A 24,756-nucleotide genomic window follows, 5' to 3' on the forward strand; every position below is an offset into this window, starting at 1 on the left:
TATGTCTACTGTCCCGTTCCGCAGCCTGAACGGCATCGACTTCGCCGTGGCCGACCTGGGCCTGGCCGAGTTCGGCCGCAACGAGATCCGGCTGGCCGAGCACGAGATGCCCGGCCTGATGGCCCTGCGCCGCGAGTACGCGGAGACCAAGCCGCTGCTGGGCGCCCGCGTCTCCGGCTCACTGCACATGACCGTGCAGACCGCCGTGCTCATCGAGACGCTGGTGGTGCTGGGCGCCGAGGTCCGGTGGGCGTCGTGCAACATCTTCTCCACCCAGGACCACGCCGCCGCGGCCGTCGTCGTCGGCCCCACCGGCACACCCGACGCTCCCGCGGGCGTCCCCGTGTTCGCCTGGAAGGGCGAGTCACTGGAGGAGTACTGGCAGTGCACCGAGCGGATGCTGACCTGGCCGGAGCTCGAGGGCCCGAACATGATCCTCGACGACGGCGGTGACGCCACCCTGCTCGTGCACAAGGGCGCGGAGTACGAGAAGGCCGGCGCGGTGCCGTCGGCCAGCGGCGACGACTCGGCGGAATGGACGGTCGTCCTCGACCTGCTGCGCGCCTCCGTCGCGGCAGACCCGTCCAAGTGGACGACGGTGGCGGCGGGCATCCGCGGCGTCACCGAGGAGACGACCACCGGCGTGCACCGCCTCTACCAGCTCGCCGAAGCGGGGGAACTGCTGTTCCCCGCCATCAACGTCAACGACGCGGTCACCAAGTCCAAGTTCGACAACAAGTACGGGTGCCGGCACTCCCTGATCGACGGCATCAACCGTGCGACCGACGTCCTGATCGGCGGCAAGACCGTTGTCGTGTGTGGATACGGTGACGTCGGCAAGGGCTCCGCGGAGTCGCTGCGGGGCCAGGGCGCCCGGGTCATCGTCACCGAGATCGACCCGATCTGCGCCCTGCAGGCGGCGATGGACGGCTACGAGGTCAACACCCTCGACGACGTCGTCGACCGCGCCGACATCGTGATCACCACCACCGGCAACAAGGACGTGATCACGATCGAGCACATGGTGAAGATGAAGCACCAGGCGATCGTCGGCAACATCGGCCACTTCGACAACGAGATCCAGATGGCGGAGCTCGAGCAGTATCCAGGTGTCAAGCGCACCACCATCAAGCCCCAGGTCGACGAGTGGACCTTCCCCGACGGGCACTCCATCATCGTGCTGTCCGAGGGTCGGCTGCTGAACCTCGGCAACGCGACCGGGCACCCGTCGTTCGTCATGTCCAACTCGTTCTCCGACCAGACCATCGCGCAGATCGAGCTGTTCACCAAGCCGGAGCAGTACGAACGCCAGGTCTACGTGCTGCCCAAGCACCTGGACGAGAAGGTCGCCCGCATCCACCTCGAGGCGCTGGGCGGCAAGCTCACCGAGATGAGCAAGGACCAGGCCGACTACCTCGGCGTGCCGGTCGAGGGGCCGTACAAGAGCGACCACTACCGCTACTGATCCGCCGCGCATCGAGAGGTCGGAGGTGACGCCGTGACGACCGTCGTGGATCGACTAGCCGAGCGTCGGCCGGTCTTCTCCGTCGAGTTCTTCCCGCCGCGCGACGACGCCGACGAGGAGGTGTTGTGGACCGCGATACGCCAGCTCGAGCCGCTGGACCCGGCGTTCGTGTCGGTGACGTACGGCGCCGGGGGAACCAGCCGCGGGCGGACCATCCGGACCACGGCCCGCATCGCCGGTGAAACCACCCTGGTGCCGGCGGCCCACCTCACCGGCGTCGGTCACTCCCGCCGCGAGCTGCGCAACGTGGTCGGCTGGTACGCCGAGAACGGTGTCCGCAACGTCCTGGCCATCCGCGGCGACCCACCGGGCGGACCGGCCGGCGTGTGGGAGCCCCATCCCGAAGGCATCACCTACGCCGAGGAGATGGTGCGCCTGGTCGACGAGCTCGGCTCGTTCTGCATCGGGGTCGCGGCGTTCCCGCACGGCCACCCGGACTCCGCGGACCTCGACACCGACACCCAGCGCCTGGTGGACAAGATCCGCGCCGGCGCACACTTCGCGGTCGCGCAGATCTGCTTCGACCCGGAGTACTTCCTGCGCCTGCGGGACCGGCTCGCGGCGCTCGGGTGCGACGTGCCGCTGCTGCCCGGCGTGATGCCGCTGACGACGAAGCGGACGCTGGCGAAGTCGGTCGAGCTGTCCGGCGTGGAGGCGCCGCCGGCGCTGGAGCGCAGGCTGGCCCGGTTCGCCGACGACGCGCCCGGCTTCCGGGCCGAGGGCATCGACGTGACGACGGAGAACTGCGAGCGCCTGCTCGCCGAGGGGGTGCCGGGGCTGCACTTCTACACGCTGAACCGGTCCACGGCCACCCGCGAGATCGTCGGCCGCCTGGGCCTCGGGCAGGACAGGCCGATGGTGGGGGGACTCGCGCAGGGGTAGGCTCGGGCGTCCGAGCGAGGAACGAGCGAGGCGGGCGGGGCAGGCGTCCCCCCACCGTCGGCCACACGACTGGTGGGAGACTGGCGACCGTGCGGACCGGCAGTGACACCCCCGTCGTCGCGGTCGTCGGCCCGACCGCGGCGGGCAAGAGCGACCTGGCCGTCGAGCTGGCGCTACGGCTGGGCGGCGAGGTCGTGAACGCCGATTCCATGCAGCTCTACCGCGGCATGGACATCGGCACCGCCAAGCTCACCGTCGCCGAGCGCCGCGGCGTCCCGCACCACCTGCTGGACATCTACGACGTCACGCAGCCGGCCACGGTCGCGGAGTTCCAGGGACTGGCCCGCGCCGCCATCGACGACTGCCACCGGCGCGGTGTGGTCCCGGTGCTGGCCGGCGGCAGCGCGCTGTACGTGCGGGCGGTGCTCGACCGGTTCGAGTTCCCGGGCACCGACCCGCGGATCCGCGAACGGCTGGAGGCGGAACTGGCCGAGGTCGGAGCGGCGCAGCTGCACAGCCGGCTGGCGGTGCACGACCCCGCGGCGGCCGCGGCCATCCTGCCCACGAACGGCCGGCGGGTAGTACGGGCGCTGGAGGTCATCGAGCTGACCGGCCGGCCGTTCACGGCGACGCTTCCGCCCCGCACCTACGCCTACGACCACGTGCTCCAGATCGGTCTGGACGTCCCGCGCGACCAGCTCGACGCCCGGATCGAGCGGCGCGTGGACATCATGTGGGAGCGCGGCCTCGTCGACGAGGTGCGGCGACTGGCCGAGAACGGGCTGCGCGAGGGGCCCACCGCCAGCCGGGCCCTGGGGTACGCGCAGGTGCTGGCGTTCCTCGACGGCGGGGACACCGGATACACCGAGGAACTGGCCCGTACGGAGACCGTGCAGGCCACCCGCCGGTTCGCGCGCCGTCAACACGGCTGGTTCGGCAAGGACGACCGCGTGGTGTGGCTGCCGTTCGATGCCGATGACCTGACCGAGCAGGCCCTGGCCTACCATCGGCGGTCGTGACACCGGCCGGGCCGAGCCCCGGCTCGGACCCGACCCGGCCCCGACCCGGAGAGACCCGTGAGCATCAGCTTCATCAAGGGACACGGCACGGAGAACGACTTCGTGCTGGTGCCCGACGCCGGCGGCACCCTCGCCGACCGCCTCGACGAGCTCACGGTGCGCCGGCTCACCGACCGGCACTCAGGCATCGGAGCCGACGGCGTCATCCGGGTCACCCGCACCGAGACGATGGCCGAGTTCGCGGCGCTGGCCGACGACGCCGAGTGGTTCATGGACTACCGCAACGCCGACGGTTCCGTCGCCGAGATGTGCGGCAACGGCGTGCGCGTGATCGCCCGTTACCTGTGGGAGGAGCGGCTGGTCGACGGCCCGGTGCTGGCCGTGGCCACCCGCGGCGGCGTGCGGACCGTGCACGCCGAGGCCGACGGCACACTCACCGTCGAGATGGGGCACGCCAAGCCGGCGTCCACCCGGCAGATGTCGTTCGTCGCCGTCGGCGGGCGCACGTGGGAGGCCACCCCGGTGTGGGTGCCCAACCCCCACGCCGTCGTCTTCGTCTCCGACCTCGCCGAGCCGGGGCGCTTGGTGGAACCGCCGGAGCTGCGCCCGGCGTCGGTCTTCCCGGAATCGGCGAACGTCGAGTTCGTCGCCGACCGGGGGCACAAGCACATCGCGCTGCGCGTCTGGGAGCGCGGGGTCGGCGAGACCCGCTCCTGCGGCACCGGCGTGTGCGCGGCCGCGTGGGTGGCGATGCGCCGCGACGGGGTCGGCGCGGGGGCTCGGTACGTCGTCGACGTGCCCGGCGGCCGGCTCACCGTGACCGAGCGGCCGGACGGAGAACTGCTGCTCACGGGGCCGGCCGTGCTCGGCTTGCGCGGTCAGGTCGACGTTTGACGCCTGGTCGCAGGGCATGTGATGTTCCTCACAGCATCCTGCGACCCCTCCGGGACGTCTCCTTCAGTAGAACGAGCACGACGTCAGTCTCGCGGTCGACGCGACGTCTTCGAAGCGGGCCTAACGTTGTGAGCGTGGCGGCAACGAGGCCGGCCGCGCCCCGATGGGAGGCGGTGTGATGAGCGGAACGCAGAGGCAACGACGCGAAGCCGTGCTCCAGGAGGCAGCTCGACGAGCGCAGGAGCGCTCCACCGGAAAGGCCGGCCGCCGCGCGGCCACGCTGCGCGCGGCCGCGAAACTCAGATGGGCAGCATCGACCGGACCGAGCTACGGTCGTTCTGTAGGCGCGTAACACCGGAAAACTCGGGTGACCGCATGGCGGTCTCCGTGTCATCCTGGCTGCACGCGACCACATCTCAGACGCAGGAGGCCGACCATCAGCCCAGGTCACGCTTACAACCCCTACGACGACGACGCCGACCGGCTGCCGGACGTTCCGGAGCTCGACGGTGCCGACGACGCCACCACCGGGGATTACGACCTGGACGAACGGCACTCGCTGCGCCGGGTCGCAGGGCTGTCCACCGAGCTCGAAGACGTCACCGAGGTCGAGTACCGGCGGCTGCGCCTGGAGCGCGTGGTCCTGGTGGGTGTCTGGCCCGGCGGATCCTTCGCCGACGCCGAGAACTCCATCGCCGAGCTGGCCGCGCTCGCCGAGACGGCCGGATCCCAGGTGCTCGAAGGGCTCGTGCAGCGGCGGCTCAAGCCGGACCCGGCCACGTTCATCGGCTCCGGCAAGGTCGAGGAGCTGCGCGACGTGGTCCTGTCCACCGGTGCCGACACGGTCGTCGTCGACGGCGAACTCACCGCTTCGCAGCTGCGCAACCTCGAGGACCGCGTCGGTGTCAAGGTCGTCGACCGCACCATGGTCATCCTCGACATCTTCGCCCAGCACGCCAAGAGCCGGGAGGGCAAGGCCCAGGTCGAGCTCGCCCAGCTGGAGTACCTGTCCCAGCGGCTGCGCGGCTGGGGTGCCAGCCTGTCCCGGCAGGCCGGTGGCCGGGCCGGCGGCGCGGGCGGCGGCGTCGGAACCCGCGGTCCCGGTGAGACCAAGCTCGAGACCGACCGGCGGCGCATCCGCACCCGGATGGCCAAGCTGCGCCGCGATCTCGCCGGCATGCGCACCGCGCGCGACACCAAGCGAGCCGACCGGCGGCGCCATGCCGTCCCGGCGGTGTCCATCGCCGGTTACACCAACGCCGGCAAGTCGTCGCTGCTCAACCGGCTCACCGGTGCCGGCGTCCTGGTCGAGAACGCGCTGTTCGCCACGCTCGACCCGACCGTGCGCCGCACCCAGACGTCCGAGGGGCGGGTCTTCACGCTGGCCGACACCGTCGGATTCGTCCGGCACCTGCCGCACGAGCTCGTCGAGTCGTTCCGCTCCACGCTCGAGGAGGTCGCCGATGCCGACCTCGTCGTCCACGTGGTCGACGGTTCCCATCCCGACCCCGAGGGCCAGCTCAGCGCCGTGCGTGCGGTGCTGTCCGACATCGGCGCCGGCGGCGTGCGCGAGATCGTCGCGGTGAACAAGGCCGACATCGCCGATCCACTGGTGGTGGCGCGGCTGCTGCGCAACGAGCCGCACGCCGTCGCGGTGTCCGCCCGCACCGGCGCAGGCATCGACAAGCTGCGCTCGGTCATAGAGAACGAGCTGCCGCAGCCGCCGGTCGAGGTCGACGTCGTCGTGCCCTACGACCACGGTGAGCTGGTGGCCCGGGTCCACACCGTCGGCGAGGTGCTGTCCATCGAGCATGAGGCGGCCGGCACCCGGGTGCACGCGCGCGTCCCGGAGAGCCTGGCAGCGGCGCTGGAGCCGTACGCCGTCGCCGCCCCGTAACCAGCGGGTATTAAAAGATGATCACGTCCACCATGGTTACTCCCGCTTCACCAGGAATGCTTGCCCCAGGAGGGACACGCAAGACCGGTGAAGCGGGAGATCACCTGGTGACGGCTCAGTCCTGGCTGCGCCCGCCCAGGTGCGTGGCCAGGAACGCCTCCGCCGCGGCGTAGAACCGCTCCCGGTTCTCCGGCTTGGCCAGGCCGTGACCCTCGTCCTCGAACAGCAGGTACTCGTGGTCCAAGCCCTTCTCGGCCAGGGCGGCGACGATCTGCTCGGCCTCCGCGATCTTCACGCGGGGGTCGTTCTTGCCCTGTGCTACCAGCACCGGGATGCGGATCTGGTCGACCTTCGACAGCGGTGAACGCTCCCACAGCATGTCGCGCTCGGTCTCGGGGTTGCCGACGCGCGCGTGCATCAGCGCGATCTGCGGTTTCCAGTACTCCGGTACCGACTCCAGCAGCGTGAGCAGGTTGGACGGGCCGACCATGTCGACGGCGCACCGGAACACCTCCGGCGTGAACGCCGCCCCGGCCAGTGCCGCGTATCCCCCGTACGACCCGCCGTAGATGCCGACCCGCTCCCGGTCGATCAGACCGCGGCCGACCAGGTGGTCGATCGCGTCGAGCAGGTCGGTGTGCATGGCCCGGCCCCATTCCTTGTTGCCGGCGTTGCCGAAGGCCTTGCCGTAACCGGTGGAGCCGCGGAAGTTCACCTGCACGCAGGCGTAGCCGCGGTTGGCGAACCACTGCGACTCGGGGTCGTAACCCCAGGTGTCACGCGCCCAGGGGCCGCCGTGGACGTTGAGCACGGCCGGCAGCGCCTCACGCGCGACGCCCGGCGGGAACGTCACGTACCCGTGCACGGTCAGGCCGTCGCGCGCGGTGTAGGAGAACGGCTCCATATCGGCGAGGTCGTACTGTTCCAGCTCGGGGCGGTGCGAGAAGAGGAACGTCAGCTCGCCGCTGTCGCGGTCGTACGTGTAGTAGCGGACCGGGCCGTCGGACAGCACGTCGTGCACCAGCCAGGTACGGTCGTCGCGGACCGGCCGCGAGATGCCTACCTCGCCGTGCAGCCGCTCCCGCAGCCGGTCGACCTCGGCCCCGAACTGCGGGTCGAGGTAGGACCACTCCTTGCGCTCCTTGATGTACGTGACGGCCTGCGGTTCCAGCGTCTCCGGATGCCGGGCCACACCGGCGACGTCGTACTCGGCGTCCTCGGCCAGGACCGTCTCCTCGCCGGTGGCGAGGTCGACCTCGAGCAGCCGGGCGGCGTTGACGCCGGAGCTGGAGAGCAGGTAGGCGGTCTTGCCGTCCCGGCTGAAACCGGTGACGTCGGTGGTGACGATGTCGTCCGGGCCGATCTCGAACCACGGCTCGTCGCTGCCGGTATCGGTGCGCCGGTAGACGACGGCCCCGCCGTCCTCGGTCATGGCCACCGCACCGCGGATGTTCTGGTCGGAGTCGACCAGCCAGCCCGCGTAGCCCGGGTTCGTCTCGACCTTCACCAGTTCGCGGGTGGTGAGGTCGAGCCGGTAGACGTCATGCAACTGCGGGTTGTCGGCGTTGAGCGCGACGAGCATGGTGGTGGGGTGCCAGCGGTTGTGCTCCAGGACGCCGGCCGTGACCCCGCTCTGCGGGGTGAGCAGCGTGACCTCCAGCGTGTCGAGGTCCATGGCGTAGAGCCGCCAGTCCTCGTCGCCGTCGGTGTCCTGCAGATAGACGAGTGTTCGGTCGTCGTGACAGAACATGAACGTGCGGATGCCGCGGTGCCGGTCGTGGGTGACCGGCCGGGCGGCGGACGGGTCGTCGGCGGGTCCGATCCAGACGTTGAGGACGCCGTCGTCGGGCGCGACGAAGCCGAGGCGGCTGCCGTCGGGCGAGAGGGTGGGCAGGACGCGCTCCGGATTGCCGAAGAGCACGTCTCGAGGAATCAGCGGCACGGCGTCATACGTCATTTGCGCATTCCATCATGGCCGCGGACAACGCCGCCGCCGTGGCCTGTGGACGACGCCTCCGGGTGCCGGCGAGGCGTGTAGTGTCGGGCCGGTGAGTCCGGGCGACGTGACGGTGGAAAAACTCCTCAGCGCAGCCGTGGCGGCCGTCGGCGGCACTCAGCGCCCTGGTCAGGTCGAGATGGCCGAGGCGGTGGCCCAGGCCGTCACCGACAGCGAGCACCTGCTGGTCCAGGCCGGCACCGGCACCGGCAAATCGCTGGCCTACCTGGTGCCCGCACTACTGCATGCCGACTCCACCGACGGCCCGGTCATCGTCGCCACCGCCACGTTGGCGTTACAGGCGCAGCTGGTCGACCGCGATCTTCCCGCACTCGCCGAGGCTGCCACGCCATTGCTGGGCCGGCGGCCGACCTGGGCCACGCTGAAGGGCCGAGCGAACTACGCGTGCCTGCACCGCGTCCGTGAGGGCGCGCCGGACGACCAGGGCGAGCTCGTGCCGGTCGAGGAGATGCCGGCCGGGCCGCTGGGCACGGAGGTCCTGCGGGCCCGCGAGTGGGCGGAATCTCAGGCGGCCTCCGGCGGGTCCGGCGACCGCGACCGGCTCGAACCCGGCGTCAGCGACCGCGCCTGGGCTCAGGTCTCGGTGTCGTCGCGCGAATGTCTCGGCGCGTCGCGATGCCCGTACGGCCAGGAGTGCTTCGCCGAGGTGGCCCGAGCGCGGTCGGACGGTGCGGACGTCGTCGTCACCAACCACGCCCTGTTGGCCATCGACGCTCTGGAAGGGCTTCCGGTGCTGCCCGATCACGACGTCGTGGTGGTCGATGAGGCGCACGAGCTGGCCGCCCGTGTCACCAGTGTCGCCACCGCCGACCTGTGGCCCGGAGTGGTGGACCGCACGGCGGTGCGGGTCCGCTCTCATGTCGACGACGGCGACGCCGAAGAGCTCCGCGCGGCCGGCGAACACCTGCGGCAGGCTCTGCTCGACGCGCCCGTCGGCCGGCTGGACACGCTGCCCGAACGGTTGCTGACGGCACTGGTCGAGCTGCGCGACGCCGCCCGGGCGGTGCAGTCCGGCTTCGCGTCGTCGGCGCGCGAGGAGCGCTCGGCGGAGGCCGAGGCGGCTCGGCGGGCCGCCAAGACCATGGTCGACGACGTGTACGGCACCGCCGAGCGGTTGGTCGCCAACAGCGAGTACGACGTCATGTGGGTCGAGGAGCGCGAGCGCGGTGGCCGGTCACTGCGAGTGGCGCCGCTGTCGGTGGCCGGGCTGCTGCGTGAGCGGCTGTTCGGTGAGAACACCGTGGTGGCGACGTCGGCGACGCTCGAGCTCGGCGGCTCGTTCGACTCCGCGGCCGGCGCGTTCGGGCTGCTGGGGGAGGAGGCGCCGGAGTGGAAGGCGCTGGACGTGGGTTCGCCGTTCGACTACGGCAAGCAGGCGATTCTCTACGTGGCCCGCGACCTGCCTACCCCCGGCCGCGACGGCCTGCGACCCGAAGCGGTGGACGCGCTGGTCGAGCTGATGTCCGCGGCCGGCGGCCGGACACTCGGCCTGTTCTCGTCGCGGCGCGCGGCGAACGAGGCCGCGGAGGCGGTGCGCAAGCGGCTTCCGGATCTTCCGGTGCTCTGTCAGGGCGACGACGTGGTGGCCACCTTGCTACGCACGTTCGCCGGCGACGACCGCACCTGCCTGTTCGGCACGTTGTCGCTGTGGCAGGGCGTGGACGTGCCCGGTGGCGCGTGCCAGTTGGTGGTGATCGACCGGATCCCGTTCCCGCGACCGGACGAGCCGCTGTCCTCGGCACGACAGCGGGCGGTGGAGAAGGCCGGCGGCAACGGGTTCATGAGCGTGGCGGCCAACCACGCGGCACTACTGCTGGCCCAGGGGACGGGACGGCTGATCCGCAGGTCGAGCGATCGTGGCGTGGTGGCGGTGCTGGACCCGCGGCTGGTGACAGCCAGGTACGGCAGCTACCTGAGGGCGTCGTTGCCGCCGATGTGGTTCACCACCGACCGGTCGGTGGTGACCGGAGCGCTGCAGCGACTCGCGTCGTCGGCGTGAGGGCGCCGGCCAGACGGCCGAGGTAGTGCTCGGCCGGCGCCGCCGACGTCCTCACATGCGCCGCATCACCGCCACGACCCGGCCGAGAATGACCGCGTCGTCGCCGGGAATGGGCTCGTAGGCCGGGTTGTGCGGGAGCAGCCAGATGTGCCCGTCGCGCTTCTTGTACGTCTTGACCGTCGCCTCGCCGTCGATCATGGCGGCCACGACCTCGCCCTGCTCGGCCACGGGCTGCTGGCGCACGACCACCCAGTCGCCGTCGCAGATGGCGGCGTCGACCATGGAGTCACCGGCGACCTTCAGCATGAACAGCGTCCCCTCGCCGACCAGTTCGCGGGGGAGCGGGAAGACGTCCTCGACCGCCTGCTCCGCGAGCACCGGGCCACCGGCGGCGATGCGCCCCACCATGGGCACGTATGACGGTGCGGGCAGCGACGCGGTCTCCTCCGGCGCCTCCTGACCGCGGGTGAAGTCGCCCGGAGCGGTGCCCGGCGGCAGGACTTCGAGCGCGCGGGGGCGATGCGGATCGCGCCGGATGTACCCCTTGGCCTCGAGCACACCCAGCTGGTGGGCCACGCTGGACGGGCTGGAGAGCCCCGCGGCCTGGCCGATCTCACGCATGCTGGGCGGGTAGCCGCGGCGGCCGACCGACTCGCGGATGACTTCCAGCACCTTGCGCTGCCGGACGGTCAGGTCGGCCGGATGCACGTGCGTCTCCGGGAACGTGTGGACCGAAGCGCCCTCGGCCTCCGAGTCCTCCTGTTTGGCCACCACGCCACCTCCTGGTCGAAAGGTCATGACCCGCGGGAAGTCCGGCACTCGTTCGAAAACGCCCCGCACGGTCGGTCTATGGAAGTCACATTAGCCCCAGCGAGCGACACGATCAAACATCTGTTCGAACGTGTCTCGACTTTGTCAGTGGCGGGGTGTACAACCATTCGTACAGTCGTTCTATCGAACGGTTGTGCGGACTTCGACCGGAGGCTGACATGGCGAGCACGACGTACATCCCGACGTTCGAGCCGCGCACGCGGGTGGTGATCGAGCCCGAGCGCGTCGACGCACCGCCGCGACGGCATGTCGCCAGACGGCGGCTGGCGGGCCGGCCGGCGCCGGCGGCGTGCGCCGGCTCGGCCGAACCGAGCTTGCACGGTTCTCGGCTGACCCGGCGTGGCCGCGTCGTCGTAGCGCTGGCGTGGCTGGTGCTGCTGGCTGCTGGGGCGTTGGCGTTCGTGAAGCCGTGGGACGCGTCCGCGCCCGCCGCCACCGACACCACCACCGTCTCGGTCCAGGCCGGCGACACGCTGTGGGAGCTGGCGGGCCAGATCGCGCCGGCGGCGGATCCGCGCGACACCGTCGCCGCCATCATGGAGCTGAACGGGCTCAGTTCGGCCACCGACATCCGCCCCGGCGACACCCTGCGCGTCCCCGCCGCTCACTGATCCGCTCGGGCCCGCGCCGGGGGACGTACGCCTCCACGTCCGCCGGCGCCCGGTGTCCAGGTGGTCGAGCTCGACTTTCGCACACCAAAACCGCGCATAGCTCCCGGGACGGGAGTCCGTGCGCGGTTTCGGCATTCGTGGCCTCGCGTGAATCGCCGCGCCCGCAGTGCCCCGCCCGTTCAGCTCTGCGTGAACCCTCCCGGCGACGCGCCGACGCCGTTGATCGACGTCGCACATGACCAGCGGGTTTGAAAACCGGTCCGGGCAGTCCGTCGATGTCGGTTGCAGTCGGCCTCCGGCGCGACGTACCGTACCCCTATATCTAGTAGTTACACAGCTGTAAGCTGTCCACAAGTTGTGGTCGAGAGTGCACAGGTTGTCCCCAACTTGTCCACAGGCCCACGAAAGGGGGAGTGAGCGTGCACTGTCCGTTCTGCCGCCACGCCGACAGTCGTGTGGTGGACAGTCGCACCGCTGACGAGGGCACCGTCATCCGTCGTCGGCGGCAGTGCCTGGCCTGTGAGCGCAGGTTCACCACCGTCGAGCAGTTGACGCTCGCGGTCGTGAAGCGTTCGGGGGTCACCGAACCGTTCAGCCGCGAGAAGGTCGTCGCCGGGGTGCGCCGGGCGTGCCAGGGCCGAGGCGTCAGCGAGGACGCACTGGCCCGGCTGGCCCAGCAGGTCGAAGAGCAGTTCCGGGCGGCGGGGGGTGCCGAGATCCCGAGCCGCGAGGTGGGTCTGGCCATCCTGACCCCGCTGCGCGAGCTGGACGAGGTCGCGTACCTGCGCTTCGCCAGCGTGTACCGCGACTTCGAGAGCCTCGACGACTTCGAGCACGAGATCGCCACGCTGCGGGCCGACCGTGAGCGGGCGGCGCACCGTCCCGACGACGACGGCGCCGCCGCGCCCGACGGCCGGGCCGACGCCACGCTGACCGTCGCCGAGACGTAGCACCACTGCACCAGGAACGAACTGAAGTGACAGCCCGGAGGAAACCGGGTGAGCCGGGGGAAGTGAGGAAGGTTCATGACTGAGACGGTGAGCGGGCCGAGCCGGGGCACCGGGAGCAAGCCGGTCGGCAGGTCGAAGAAGGCTCGGGGCCTGAGCGTCGAGCGCATCTACACCACAGCCGGCGTGCACCCGTACGACGAGGTCACCTGGGAGCGGCGCGACGTCGTCCAGCAGAACTGGAAGACGGGGGAGACGGTCTTCGAGCAGAAGGGTGTGGAGTTCCCGTCCTTCTGGTCGCTGAACGCCTCCACCATCGTCACGACGAAGTACTTCCGCGGTGCCGTGGGCACCGACGCGCGTGAATGGAGCCTGCGCCAGCTCATCGACCGGGTGGTCAACAAGTACCGCACCACCGGTGAGGCGGAGGGCTACTTCGCCACGACCGCCGACGCTGACGTCTTCGAGCACGAGCTGACCTGGATGCTGCTGCACCAGGTGTTCAGCTTCAACTCTCCGGTGTGGTTCAACGTCGGTACCAAGTCGCCGCAGCAGGTCTCGGCGTGCTTCATCCTCTCCGTCGACGACTCCATGGAGTCGATCCTCAACTGGTACCGCGAAGAGGGAATGATCTTCAAGGGCGGCTCGGGGGCCGGCCTGAACCTGTCGCGCATCCGCTCCAGCAAGGAGCTGCTGTCCTCCGGCGGGACGGCGTCCGGCCCGGTCAGCTTCATGCGCGGCGCCGACGCCTCGGCGGGAACCATCAAGTCCGGTGGCGCCACCCGGCGCGCGGCCAAGATGGTCGTGCTCGACGTCGACCACCCCGACGTCGAGGAGTTCATCACGACGAAGGCGCGCGAAGAGGACAAGATCCGGGCACTGCGCGACGCCGGGTTCGACATGGACCTCGGCGGCTCCGACATCGTCTCGGTGCAGTACCAGAACGCCAACAACTCCGTGCGGGTGTCCGACGAGTACATGCGTGCGGTGGAGTCCGGCGGCGAGTTCGGCCTGCGGGCGCGGATGACCGGCGAGGTCATCGAGACCGTCGACGCGCGCAAGCTGTTCCGCAGCATGGCGCAGGCGGCCTGGGAGTGCGCCGACCCAGGCATCCAGTACGACGGCACCATCAACGACTGGCACACCAACCCCGAGACCGGGCGCATCACCGCGTCCAATCCATGCTCGGAGTACATGAGCCTGGACAACTCCAGCTGCAACCTCGCCAGCCTGAACCTGATGAAGTTCCTCAAGGAGGACGGGAGCTTCGACGCCGCCACGTTCGCCAAGGCGGTCGAGCTGATCATCACGGCGATGGACATCTCCATCACGTTCGCCGATTTCCCGACCGAGTCGATCACCGAGACCACCCGTGCGTACCGGCAGCTGGGTATCGGCTACGCCAACCTCGGCGCGCTGCTGATGGCGTCGGGCCTGGCCTATGACTCCGAGGGTGGGCGGGCGCTGGCCGCGGCCATCACGTCGCTGATGACCGGTGCGGCGTACAAGCGCTCGGCCGAGCTGGCCGGCGTCGTCGGCCCGTACGACGGGTTCGCCCGCAACGCCGAGGCGCACGCCCGGGTCATGCGCAAGCACGCCGCCGCCACTGACGACCTGCGCACCGTGCACTCGCTCGACGGCGACGTGCGCAGCCTGGCCACCAAGGTGTGGGCCGAGGGCAACAAGATCGGTGAGAAGAACGGCTGGCGCAACGCGCAGGCCTCGCTGCTGGCCCCCACGGGCACCATCGGCTTCATGATGGACTGCGACACCACCGGTATCGAGCCGGATTTCTCGCTGGTCAAGTTCAAGAAGCTGGTCGGCGGCGGCTCCATGCAGATCGTCAACCTGACGGTGCCGCGGGCGCTGGAGAAGCTCGGCTACGCCACCGAGACCATCGAGGCGATCGTCGAGTACATCGCCGAGCACGGCAACGTCGTCGACGCCCCCGGCCTCAAGACGGAGCACTACGAGGTGTTCGACTGCGCCGCGGGGCAGCCGCGGGCCATCGAGCCGATGGGTCACGTGCGGATGATGGCCGCGGTGCAGCCGTTCCTGTCCGGTGCCATCTCCAAGACGGTGAACATGCCGGAGTCGGCCACCGTCGAGGAGATCGAGGAGATCTACCTGCAGGGCTGGAAGCTCGGCCTCAAGGCGCTGGCCGTCTACCGCGACAACTGCAAGGTCGGCCAGCCGCTGTCGGACGCCAAGGCGAAGACCGCCACGAAGGACGCGCCGGAGAAGGACGTGATCGTCGAGTACCGGCCGACCCGCAAGCGGCTGCCGAAGACCCGGCCGAGCCGCACCACGTCGTTCACGGTCGGCGGGGCCGAGGGCTACATGACCGCCGGCTCGTACCCCGACGACGGCCTCGGTGAGGTGTTCCTGAAGCTCGGCAAGCAGGGCTCCACGCTTGCCGGCATCATGGACGCGTTCTCGATCGCCGTCTCCATCGCGGTGCAGTACGGCGTGCCGTTGGAGACGTACGTCGAGAAGTTCACCAACATGCGGTTCGAGCCGTCGGGCATGACCGACGACCCGGACGTGCGGATGGCGCAGAGCGTGGTCGACTACATCTTCCGCCGGCTCGCGCTGGACCACCTGCCGTTCGAGTCGCGGGCCGCGCTGGGCATCTACACCGCGGCCGAGCGTTCCCGTCAGCTCGACACCGGTGGCGACTACGCGCCCGTCGACGACCTCGACGTCGACTCGCTGCGGCAGTCCGCTCCGGTCGCACCGTCGGCCGAGTCGGCCAAGGAGCCGGCGACGGAGGCGACCGAAGCCGCCGCCCGCCCCGCTCCGGCCGAGGCGCACACCTCCGCCGAGCTGCTCGAGGTCATCCAGGGCACTAGCACCGACGCGCCGCTCTGCTTCACCTGCGGCACGAAGATGCGCCCGGCCGGCAGCTGCTATGTCTGCGAGGGCTGCGGCTCCACCAGCGGGTGCAGCTGACGTCCAGCCCGAATCACACCAGCGCGCCCGCGGCCGCCGAGGAACCACTCTCGGCGGCCGCGGCGCGTCTCGCCTGACGGCGAGGCCGGCGGGATACGTCAGGTGCGCGGCCGGGGTCCGGCCCGGCCCGGTGCGTTGTCAGGCGTCATCGGTGCCGCTCCGGTCTCGGGTGCCGGGGGAGCGGCGCGGCTTGACCCCGGCGACCAGCTCACGGACGCGGCCCGGCGGGACGTAGCGAGCCCGGACGGCCCCGCCGGCCAGCCGCCGTACCAGCAGGTCCTCGGGGAGCGGCGCGTTCGAGGCCACCACGACGATGTTGCCGTACCGGCGGCCGCGCAGCTGGGTCGGCTCGGCCACCAGGGCCACGTGCGCGAACACCTCCAGCGCCGAGGCGGCCTCGACCCTGGACTCCCGGACCTCGGCGGTGTCCGCGACGTTGCCCACGTACACGCCGCTGCTGGTGAGCACCCGCGCCACCTCCTGGAAGAAGTCGACCGTCGCCAGGTGCTGCGGCACCCGGATGCGGTCGAACGCGTCCCGGATCACCACGTCGGCCCGGCCGGCGTCGAGCCGCCGCAGACCCACCAGACCGTCCATCGCCCGCAGCCGGAGCCCCGGCACCGACTTCAGGTCGAACGCCTGCCGCATCAACGTCGCCAGTGCGGGGTCGACCTCGAACACGGTCTGGCGGGTTCCGGGCCGGGTGGCGGCGACGTACCGGGCCAGCGTGCAGCCCGCGCCGCCGACATGGACGGCGGTGACGGGTTCGCCCGGCGGGGCGAGGACGTCGAGGATGTGGCCCGTCCACTGCATGTACTCGAAGTCCAGCCGGGTGGGGTCGTCGAGGTGCACGTACGAGCTGGTGGCGCCGTTGACCATGACCGACCAGCCGCCGGGGTCGGACTCATCGGGTACCAGCTCGGCAGTGCCGGACTCGATCTCGTGCTGGCCGGTGTATTGCTCAGGGCGTGGCCGCCCTATGCGGCGGGAGGTGGGCACGACCGACAGGCTGCCACATCGGGCCAGGCGACGCGCAGGCTGTCAGCGTCACGGGGTAGGTTCGCGGCATGGCTGAGCGTCCCACCAAGAACCTCCACGCAGGTGCCCCGTTCCGAGCCGACGAGGACCGCTACGACCGCATCCCGTATCGTCGCTGCGGCCGCACCGGCCTGAAGCTCCCGGCCGTGTCGCTGGGGCTGTGGCAGAACTTCGGCGACGAATCCGCGCTGGCCACCCAGCGCGCGATCCTGCGCACCGCGTTCGACCAGGGCATCACGCACATCGACCTGGCCAACAACTACGGTCCACCGCCGGGGTCGGCGGAGAAGAACTTCGGGCGCATCCTCGCCGAGGACTTCCGGCCCTACCGCGACGAGCTGATCATCTCCACCAAGGCCGGCTACGACATGTGGCCCGGCCCGTACGGCGAATGGGGCTCGCGCAAGTACCTGCTGGCCAGCCTCGATCAGTCGCTGGAGCGGATGGGCCTGGACTACGTCGACATCTTCTACTCGCACCGGTTCGACCCCGACACACCGCTCGAGGAGACGATGGGCGCCCTCGACACCGCCGTGCGGTCCGGCCGGGCGCTCTACGCGGGCATCTCGTCCTACTCGCCGGAACGCACCGCAGAGGCGGTACAGATCATGCGCGAGCTGGGCACGCCGCTGGCCATCCACCAGCCCTCGTACTCCATGTTCAACCGCTGGATCGAGGGCGGGCTGCTCGACACCACCGGCGAGCACGGCCTCGGCGTCATCGCGTTCTCGCCGCTGGCGCAGGGCTTGCTCACCGCCAAGTACCTCGACGGTGTGCCCGACGACTCCCGGGCCGCGCGGGGCGGCTCCTTCTCGCCGGACCTCATCACCGACGACGTCGTGCGGCGGCTGCGCGCACTGAACGAGATCGCGCAGCGGCGCGGCCAGACCCTGGCCCAGCTGGCGCTGTCGTGGGCGCTGCGCGACGAGCGGGTCACCTCCGTCCTCATCGGCGCCCGCACCGTCGACCAGCTTCTGGACAGCCTCGGCTCGCTCGAGCGGCTGGACTTCACCGCGGAAGAGCTCACCGAGATCGACGGTTACGCCGTCGAGACCGGGCTCAACCTGTGGGCCCGGTCGAGCGACGCGTGATCTGATGTGCCGATGAACGAGCGAGTCCGGCGTAACCCGCGCACCGACGCCATCTGGACGCAGCTGCACCAGGCGCTGGCCGAGCTGACGGCGTCCACCGGGCGGCGCCAGCTCGACATCGTCGACCTCGGTGGCGGTAGCGGCGTCTTCGCGGTGCCGTTGGCCCGGATCGGGCATCGGGTGACGGTGGTCGACCCGAGCCCCAACGCGCTGGCCACGCTCTCGCGCCGCGCTGCCGACGCCGGTGTCGGCGCCCAGGTGACCGGCGTGCAGGGCGACGCCGCGGGGCTGCGGTCCGTCGTGGGCGCCGGCAGCGCCGACGTCGTCGTCTGTCATGGCGTTCTCGAGGTCGTCGACGACCCGTCTGCCGCCGTCGTGGCGCTGGCGGGCTGCTTGCGTCCCGGCGGACTGACCAGTGTCGTCGTCGCCCAGCGGTATGCCGCGGTGCTCGCCAAGGCGCTGGCCGGGCACCTCACCGACGCCCGGCGGCTGCTCGACCACCCCGACGGCACCTGGGGCGGCTCCGACCCGCTGCCGCGCCGGTTCGACGAGGCCGGCCTGACGGCGCTGCTCACCGGCGGCGGACTGGAGATCGTCGACGTGCACGGCGTGCGGATCCTCACCGACCTGGTCTCCGGGTCCGTCCTCGACGACCCCGCGGACGCCGCCACGCTCGCCGGTCTCGAGGCCGCCGCCGCGGCCCATCCGGCCTTCCGGGCGGTGGCCGCGGCGCTGCACGTGCTGGCCGGCAAGCCGGCGCTCGAACAACCCGCGCACTGAGCGATGTCTGTGGTTCCATGGGTTGGGTAAGAGGGTCAGTGACCAGCGGTTGCAGTGCGCAACGGGTTGGCCGGGCGGTGGTGGCCAGATCACTCGGCTTCGGTCGAACGCCCGGCTTTCGTCCGTGGCTTGCTCCGCATATGCTGGTCCTTACAGCAGGTGCCCATACAGTTCCGTGTTCATTGGAGGGGAACGGTGCCACTCTCCGATCATGAGCAGCGGCTGCTCGAGCAGATGGAGCAGGCGCTCCTTGCCGAGGATCCGAAGTTCGCCACTGCGATGCGCGGCGCGGATCTGCGGCGGAGGTACCGGCGGCGCGCCGTCTTGGCCGGTCTGGTCTTCGTAGTGGGCGTCGTCATGCTCATGACGGGCGCCGTGACCCAGGTGATCGCGCTGGGAGTCGCGGGATTCGTCGTCATGCTCGCCTCGGCGTTCTACGCGGTCTCGTCCTGGCGGCGGGTACCGCCGTCGGATGCGGCCTCGGACGTGCCGGACATCAGCCCCGGCTCGCCGCGGCGTCAGAGCCGTCCCAAGGGCGCCAAGAACAACGGCTCCTTCATGGACCGCATGGAGCAGCGCTGGCGCAACCGCCGCGAACGCGGCTTCGGCCAGTAGGGCTCCGTCGACGAGCCTGTGACGCCGCCCTTGGGCGGAATCACATCGCGGCCAAGAGCGGCCGACGCCGCCGGGTTCGCCAGCATGTGGACACGAGCTGATCAGATGACCTCAACGCGCTGATCAAGGTGGCAACGCCACTTGATCAGCGCAGGCGCCACGGTTCGCTCGACATCGACCAGCCAGAGCACGCGCCGCCGGGGCCGGGGCGTCGTGTGGTCGTCCATCATCCGCCCGTCGTGGTGCCGAGGAACGCGTCGGCGAAGCTCACGTCGGCGGGTGCGTCGGAGAGGTCGACCGTTGTCCAGTCGCCGGATCCGCCGAGCCGGACCTCCATCCGCTGCAGCACGCCGTCCGCGTCGACCCAGTACCGAAGCGTGGCGTCGCTGCCGTCGCCCGCGGAGGTGGAGGTAGCCGGATCGTAGACGCGGTCCTCGGTGGGGCCGGTGACGACGTCGACCGGGACGCCGTCCACCTCGTCGGCCCGCAGCCAGCGCGCGTCGGTCTGCTGCAGCAGCAGCGGGTTGTCGGGCCGGTCGTTGCCGGCCTGAAGCAGGACGGCCAGCGCCGCGTGCAGCCGCGACTGGGTGGGATCGAGCGCCGAGGACGTCCAGGCGGCGTCGTCCGGCGGCGGCAGCGGCGGGCCGTCGTCAGCGGCGGTCACCACCGGCTCGTGGGACGTGATGCCCTCTGCGCTCCAGGCGACCAGCAGGGGTTCGGCGCCGTCCTCGCTGACGTGCGCGTACCCGACGTGCGCGACGAAGTCGACCCAGCCGTCGACGGTGAACGTGCGGCCGTTGTCGACCACGTCGAACCGCACCGAGCGGACCCCGGTGGTGTAGTTCGCGTAGCGCATCATCGACACCCGCTGTGCCTCGTCTCCGGACAGCGGCCGGGGCTCGTCGGCGGTTGTGGCCGTCGCGCCGGGCGAGCCGCCGCCGTCCGGGGAGATGGCGTCGTCGTCGGAACAGCCGGCGAGCAGCGCGATGACCAGGGCGGCCGGCAGGGCCAGGCGCCTCATGACGCGGCTGCGCGGTGGGCTGCGGGCGTGTGCATGGCAGTGAGTGTAAGTAAGCACGGCACGCGTGATGTCCGGTTCGCGGACTTCGCGACTCTTCCCGACGCACCACGAAACGTGATCTGTATCACGTCGCGTGCTGACCGTGCGTGCTTCCGGCTCCTTGTAGTCAGCGCCGTCATCTACCTGCCGTCCGGCAGGCCGTCCGACTGGGTTGTCGGGCGGCAGGACATCGGCGCTGGTGCGAAGGACAGCTACGGAGGGATCTGCCAGTGAGATCGCTGAAACGACAGGCGGCCAGCCCAGGAGGCGGCCAGGTGAGACGAACATCACGGCGGACGATTCGAGCGGCCGGCGCGATCACCGCGCTCGGCGTCATCGGCTCGACGCTGGCCGGTGCCGGAGCCACCCTGCCCGCGCTGGCCGCGCCCGGTGACCCGATCACCGGCACCATCTGGCAGGACTACGACTCCGACGGCATGTACTCCTCCTTCGAGGAGTCCGGCCTGCTCGAAGGCATCGAGGTGTACGCCTACGACGCCGACGGCAACGTCGCCGGCCCAGCCCTCACGGCCGCTGACGGCACCTACTCGCTGCCGGTCACCAGCGATGCCGGTCCCTGGCGGGTCGAGGCCAACGTGCCCGACACGCCGGAGTGGGCCGAGTGGCGCGACTCCGTCGTCGGCCGGGCGGCTGGCACGAGCAACGGGACCACCGTCCAGTTCATCGACAGCGTGCCGGCCACCGGCGTGGACTTCTCGTTCCAAACGCCCGGTGCCTTCGTCGAGAACAACCCGTACGTGTACCTGCCGGCGTTCCGGTACGGCGGCCACGACGGTGTCCAGACGGCCGAGTTCGCCGGCGCCGCACACGAGTACGACGCCATGAGCCCGAACACCACGACAGCGGTACCGACCACCATGCAGGTGCCGTTCGGCCAGGTCGGCACCACCTACGGCACCGCGTGGCAGCGGGCCGAGGAGCCCGGCGGCATCGGCACGGTGTTCGCATCGGCCTACGTCCGGCGGCATTCGGGCCTCGGGCCAGGCGGCATCGGCGCGATCTACCGGATCACGCCCGATGGCGGCACTCCGGCCTCGCCGACCGCCAGCGGGGACGTCCTCGTGGACGTGACCGACTACGGCATCGACGTCGGCAGCGACTCCGATCCGGCGGCTGCGCCGGGAGACCCCAACGGCCTCCGGCCGGTCATGGGCCTCGACAACCCGGCCTACGACTGGGCGATGGATGCGCAGGCCTGGGACAAGGTAGGGCGCGTAGGGCTCGGCGCCATGGAGATCTCCAACGACCAGCAGTCGCTGTTTGCTGTCAACCTGCACAACCGGTCACTTGTGGAGATCGAGATCAGCCGCGACGGCACGCAGGTGCTCGGCGTGACCGAGCACGAGCTCGACGCCTACTTCCCAGACGACAGCGACCTGCGCCCGCACGGCATCTCGGCCAACCCGCTGACCAACGAGATGTACCTCACCGTGACGAACACGGCCGAGTCGACCGGCGACCGCGCGGACCTGCACGCCTACGTGTACGCGTTCGACCCGGCCGACCCGACCACCCTGCGCGAGGTACTGGACTTCCCGCTCGGTTACGACCGCGGTCTTTTCGCCGCACTGCACAACGCGGACTACCAGCCGTGGAGCACGGACAGCGCCGACTGGCAGCAGTTCGAAGGGAACCCAGGCGCCGACCCCGTCGGTCTGACCACCTCGGTACCGATCGTGGCGGACGCGCGATACCTGCACGGGGATCTGATCGTGGGAATCCGTGACCTGGGCGGCGACCTGTTCGGTGCGTGGAGCGCCTTCGCTCCCGACGACGCGAGGCTCGTCACCATCCGTTCCATCGGTGGCGAGCTGCTGAAGGCCGGCTCCAACGGCGACGGCACCTGGTCCATCGAGCAGAACGGCCAAGTCAACGGTGAGCAAGGCGCGACCACCCAGGTCACCCTGAACGGTCCGAACGGCCAGCCCGGCAAGTTCTTCATGGACACCTGGGTCAACGGGGCGGAGCACCTGGGTGCCACGCTGGTCGTCCCGAGCAGGGACGACGGTGTGCTGGAGACCGGCCTGCACGTCGCGGAGGGAAGCTACCAGGTCGGTACCCGCCGGTTCCACCAGGCAGACGGCACGCTGGTCGAACCGCGGGGCGCAGCCGTCATCACCGGTACCAACGTGCAGCCCAGCGCGACCGTGAAGGGCAACGGGCTGGGTGAGCTGACGGCGATGGCGTCGGCGGCGCCGATCGAGATCGGTAATTATGTCTGGTATGACGTCGATAACGACGGTGTGCAGGATCCGGATGAGCCGGTGGTGGAGGGTGCGACGGTCAACCTGTATGAGGTGGACGCGGACGGCAACCGCACGCTGGTGAGTACCACGACGACGGATGCGAGCGGTGAGTATTACTTCTCGTCGAACGATGCGGCGTATCAGTTGAAGACGCACACGGATTATGTGGTGGGTGTGGACAATCCGGCCGATTACGGGGCGGGTGGTCCGTTGGAGAACTGGTATCCGACCATTCCGGATACCGGTGATGCGAACTCGGTGGATGCGGACCGGAACGATTCTGATGGCATCGTGGAGTCGACCGAGGAGGGCTCGTTCCCGTATGCGGCGATCACGACCGGCGGGCCTGGGGAGAACGACCACACGATCGACTTCGGCTATTCGAACATCGATTACGAGTTCGACAAGCGGATGGTGTCCGGGCCGACGGAGAGCCCGGACGATGACGGCACGTGGACCATCACGTATGAGTTGGTGGTGGAGAACACCGGCATGATCGATGGCGGGTATCTGCTGACTGATGATCTGACCGGGTATGGCGAGGGCATCGTGGTGGTGGACACGCAGGTGGTGTCCGGCCCGCCGGAGGCCGATGGGTTGTTGAACTCGGGCTGGGACGGCACCGGTGATATGGACGTCGTCACCGACGTGGTGCCGATCGAGGCGCAGTCGACGGTGGAGAACGGCACTGAGCACATTTACACGTTGACGGTGTCGGTCGCGTTGGAGACGGACCCGCAGACCGGTGAGGCGATCGCGTTGCCGGAGGACCTGGCCTGCACGCCGGATCAGGTGGCGGGTGAGGGGACGACGGGGCTGTTCAACACGGCCACGCTGGACCCGATCAACCACGAGGATTTGACCGACGACGAGTGCAGCGAGTTGCCGCTGGTCACGTTGGACAAGACGGTGGTGACCGAGCCGTATGTGGTGGACCGGGAGAACCAGCCGGGCGTGTGGGAGATCACCTATGGGCTCACTGTCACCAACGAGACCGAGGTTCTCACCGACTACGATCTGGAGGACCTGTTGCGCTTCGGCACCGGCATCGAGATCGTCGACGGTTCGGTGGTGGCGGAGAACACGGTGCCGGGCACGATCGTCACGCGGCCGGAGTATGACGGTGTCAGCGATGTGCTGATCGTGGAGGACGAGCCGATCGGGGCGTTGGAGTCGCACGAGTACACCGTCACGGTGCAGTTCACGATCGACCTGCCGAACCCGCCCGCGCAGCCGGATCCGTCCGACTGCACGCTGGTGGACGGTGAGGAGGACGGCACCGGCCTCTACAACGACGCCACCAGTTCGTTCAACTCCTACCCGGACAGTGACAACGAGTGCCGTGAGGTCGGTCAGCCCACGCACACCAAGTCGCTGATCTCGGCGGAGCCGATCGGCGAGGGTCTGTGGCAGGTCGTGTACGGCATCGAGGTGATCAACAAGGGTGTGCAGGCGACCTGGTACGACCTGGCCGATGAGTTGCGGTTCACCGACCAGGTCACGATCACCTCGGCCGAGGTGAGCGTGTCCCCGGACGGGGTCACGCTGTTCGACCCGGCGTGGGACGGGCAGGACCAGACTGTCATCGCCACCGAGGTGCCGATCCTGGGCACCGACGACGACGGTTACGCGCCGCACTCCTACGAGTTGACGGTCATCGCCGAGGCGCCACTGCAGTTCGAGTTCGGCGACGACGGATCCGATCCCACGGCCTGCCCGGGTGAGGGCAGCAGCGACCCGCACGCGAACACCGCGTTCAACAACGTCTCCACGCTGAGCGACGAGGCCGGCCTGGAAGAGGACGACGACGCGTGCGCCGAGCTGCCGTCGATCGACATCGACAAGACGGTCAGCGCCGGTCCGACGGCCAACGGCGACGACACCTGGACCATCACCTATGACCTGGTCGCCACGAACAGTGGCCAGGGCGATGGTGACTACACCATCACCGACCAGCTGCGCTACGGCGAGGGCATCGTGGTCGAGGACGCCCAGGTCGTCACCACCCCCGACGGGGTGACGGCACTGGACACGTGGACCGGTCAGGGACCGGCGGACGACCCGGCGAACGTCATCGCCGAGGACGTGGCGCTGGCCGCGGGCGGGGTGCACACCTACCAGGTGCAGGTCGTCTTCTCCCTCGACTCCGACACCCTCACCGAGGAGTCGATGAGCTGCCCGGAGCCGGACTCCGGCGAGAACGGTGGCCTGGCCAACAGCACCGGGATCGAGCACAACGACCTCACCGACGACGACGAGGCGTGCCTGTCGCTGGGTGAGCCGGACCTGGACAAGTCCCTGGTGTCCGCGGAGCCGGTCGGTGACGGGCAG

At 70.1% G+C, this 24,756-nt stretch carries 17 protein-coding genes; 13 read left to right on the top strand and 4 right to left on the bottom strand.

Annotated features, from left to right (window positions below; translation table 11 throughout):
* Nucleotide 1 precedes the first annotated feature (1 nt).
* The 5 genes from ahcY (at nt 2) to hflX (ending at nt 6,217) form a co-directional block, all read left to right on the top strand.
* Nucleotides 2–1,465: an adenosylhomocysteinase gene (gene ahcY / locus JIAGA_RS0110385; RefSeq protein ID WP_035812380.1), complete on the top strand. Its 1,464-nt coding sequence runs from the start codon at nt 2–4 to the stop codon at nt 1,463–1,465.
* Between the two features lie 33 nt (nt 1,466–1,498).
* Nucleotides 1,499–2,407 carry a methylenetetrahydrofolate reductase gene (locus JIAGA_RS28905; protein WP_051425932.1) on the top strand — a complete coding sequence of 303 codons (909 nt, stop codon included), beginning with the start codon at nt 1,499–1,501 and terminating at the stop codon, nt 2,405–2,407.
* Between the two features lie 89 nt (nt 2,408–2,496).
* Nucleotides 2,497–3,426, top strand: coding sequence for a tRNA (adenosine(37)-N6)-dimethylallyltransferase MiaA (gene miaA / locus JIAGA_RS0110395; RefSeq protein WP_035812381.1), 930 nt, complete (start codon nt 2,497–2,499; stop codon nt 3,424–3,426).
* Between the two features lie 57 nt (nt 3,427–3,483).
* Nucleotides 3,484–4,320, top strand: coding sequence for a diaminopimelate epimerase (dapF, locus tag JIAGA_RS0110400; protein ID WP_026875615.1), 837 nt, complete (start codon nt 3,484–3,486; stop codon nt 4,318–4,320).
* Between the two features lie 484 nt (nt 4,321–4,804).
* Complete coding sequence (hflX, locus tag JIAGA_RS28910) at nt 4,805–6,217, top strand: GTPase HflX (RefSeq protein ID WP_035813881.1); 1,413 nt, start codon at nt 4,805–4,807, stop codon at nt 6,215–6,217.
* 115 nt (nt 6,218–6,332) lie between these two features.
* Here hflX and JIAGA_RS0110410 read toward each other — a convergent pair whose 3' ends face one another.
* Entirely contained in the window at nt 6,333–8,174 is a 1,842-nt protein-coding gene (locus tag JIAGA_RS0110410) for a S9 family peptidase (protein ID WP_026875616.1), read from the bottom strand.
* Between the two features lie 91 nt (nt 8,175–8,265).
* Here JIAGA_RS0110410 and JIAGA_RS0110415 point away from each other — a divergent pair, with 91 nt between their 5' ends.
* A complete protein-coding gene (locus JIAGA_RS0110415) occupies nt 8,266–10,233 on the top strand; it encodes an ATP-dependent DNA helicase (RefSeq protein ID WP_026875617.1) in 1,968 nt (655 codons plus the stop codon).
* A gap of 51 nt (nt 10,234–10,284) precedes the next feature.
* Here JIAGA_RS0110415 and lexA read toward each other — a convergent pair whose 3' ends face one another.
* Nucleotides 10,285–11,031 (bottom strand): transcriptional repressor LexA, encoded by a 747-nt coding sequence (lexA, locus tag JIAGA_RS0110420; RefSeq protein WP_051425933.1) that lies wholly within the window; start codon nt 11,029–11,031, stop codon nt 10,285–10,287.
* Nucleotides 11,032–11,222: 191 nt separating this feature from the next.
* Here lexA and JIAGA_RS35240 point away from each other — a divergent pair, with 191 nt between their 5' ends.
* From JIAGA_RS35240 to JIAGA_RS0110435, 3 genes are all read left to right on the top strand, one after another.
* Nucleotides 11,223–11,675 (top strand): LysM peptidoglycan-binding domain-containing protein, encoded by a 453-nt coding sequence (locus tag JIAGA_RS35240; protein ID WP_051425934.1) that lies wholly within the window; start codon nt 11,223–11,225, stop codon nt 11,673–11,675.
* A 419-nt stretch (nt 11,676–12,094) separates the two neighbouring features.
* Nucleotides 12,095–12,625 carry a transcriptional regulator NrdR gene (gene nrdR / locus JIAGA_RS0110430; RefSeq protein ID WP_026875620.1) on the top strand — a complete coding sequence of 177 codons (531 nt, stop codon included), beginning with the start codon at nt 12,095–12,097 and terminating at the stop codon, nt 12,623–12,625.
* 75 nt (nt 12,626–12,700) lie between these two features.
* Nucleotides 12,701–15,574: a vitamin B12-dependent ribonucleotide reductase gene (locus JIAGA_RS0110435; RefSeq protein ID WP_026875621.1), complete on the top strand. Its 2,874-nt coding sequence runs from the start codon at nt 12,701–12,703 to the stop codon at nt 15,572–15,574.
* A 138-nt stretch (nt 15,575–15,712) separates the two neighbouring features.
* Here JIAGA_RS0110435 and JIAGA_RS28920 read toward each other — a convergent pair whose 3' ends face one another.
* A complete protein-coding gene (locus JIAGA_RS28920) occupies nt 15,713–16,573 on the bottom strand; it encodes a spermidine synthase (protein WP_051425935.1) in 861 nt (286 codons plus the stop codon).
* Between the two features lie 68 nt (nt 16,574–16,641).
* Here JIAGA_RS28920 and mgrA point away from each other — a divergent pair, with 68 nt between their 5' ends.
* The 3 genes from mgrA to JIAGA_RS0110455 all read left to right on the top strand — a co-directional run bounded on the left by mgrA (nt 16,642) and on the right by JIAGA_RS0110455 (nt 19,098).
* Complete coding sequence (gene mgrA, locus JIAGA_RS28925; RefSeq protein WP_051425936.1) at nt 16,642–17,703, top strand: L-glyceraldehyde 3-phosphate reductase; 1,062 nt, start codon at nt 16,642–16,644, stop codon at nt 17,701–17,703.
* Between the two features lie 12 nt (nt 17,704–17,715).
* Nucleotides 17,716–18,483, top strand: coding sequence for a class I SAM-dependent methyltransferase (locus tag JIAGA_RS0110450; protein ID WP_026875622.1), 768 nt, complete (start codon nt 17,716–17,718; stop codon nt 18,481–18,483).
* 195 nt (nt 18,484–18,678) lie between these two features.
* On the top strand, nt 18,679–19,098 hold the full coding sequence (locus JIAGA_RS0110455) for a DUF3040 domain-containing protein (protein WP_026875623.1): 420 nt from the start codon (nt 18,679–18,681) through the stop codon (nt 19,096–19,098).
* 226 nt (nt 19,099–19,324) lie between these two features.
* Here JIAGA_RS0110455 and JIAGA_RS33015 read toward each other — a convergent pair whose 3' ends face one another.
* The gene (locus tag JIAGA_RS33015) at nt 19,325–20,119 is read right to left on the bottom strand and encodes a hypothetical protein (RefSeq protein ID WP_051425937.1); all 795 of its coding nucleotides are present in this window, start codon (nt 20,117–20,119) and stop codon (nt 19,325–19,327) included.
* A gap of 314 nt (nt 20,120–20,433) precedes the next feature.
* Here JIAGA_RS33015 and JIAGA_RS28935 point away from each other — a divergent pair.
* The coding region (locus JIAGA_RS28935) for an SdrD B-like domain-containing protein (protein ID WP_035812384.1) at nt 20,434–24,756 on the top strand (4,323 nt) is incomplete at its 3' end.

The organism is Jiangella gansuensis DSM 44835 (assembly GCF_000515395.1).
Taxonomy (GTDB): domain Bacteria; phylum Actinomycetota; class Actinomycetes; order Jiangellales; family Jiangellaceae; genus Jiangella; species Jiangella gansuensis.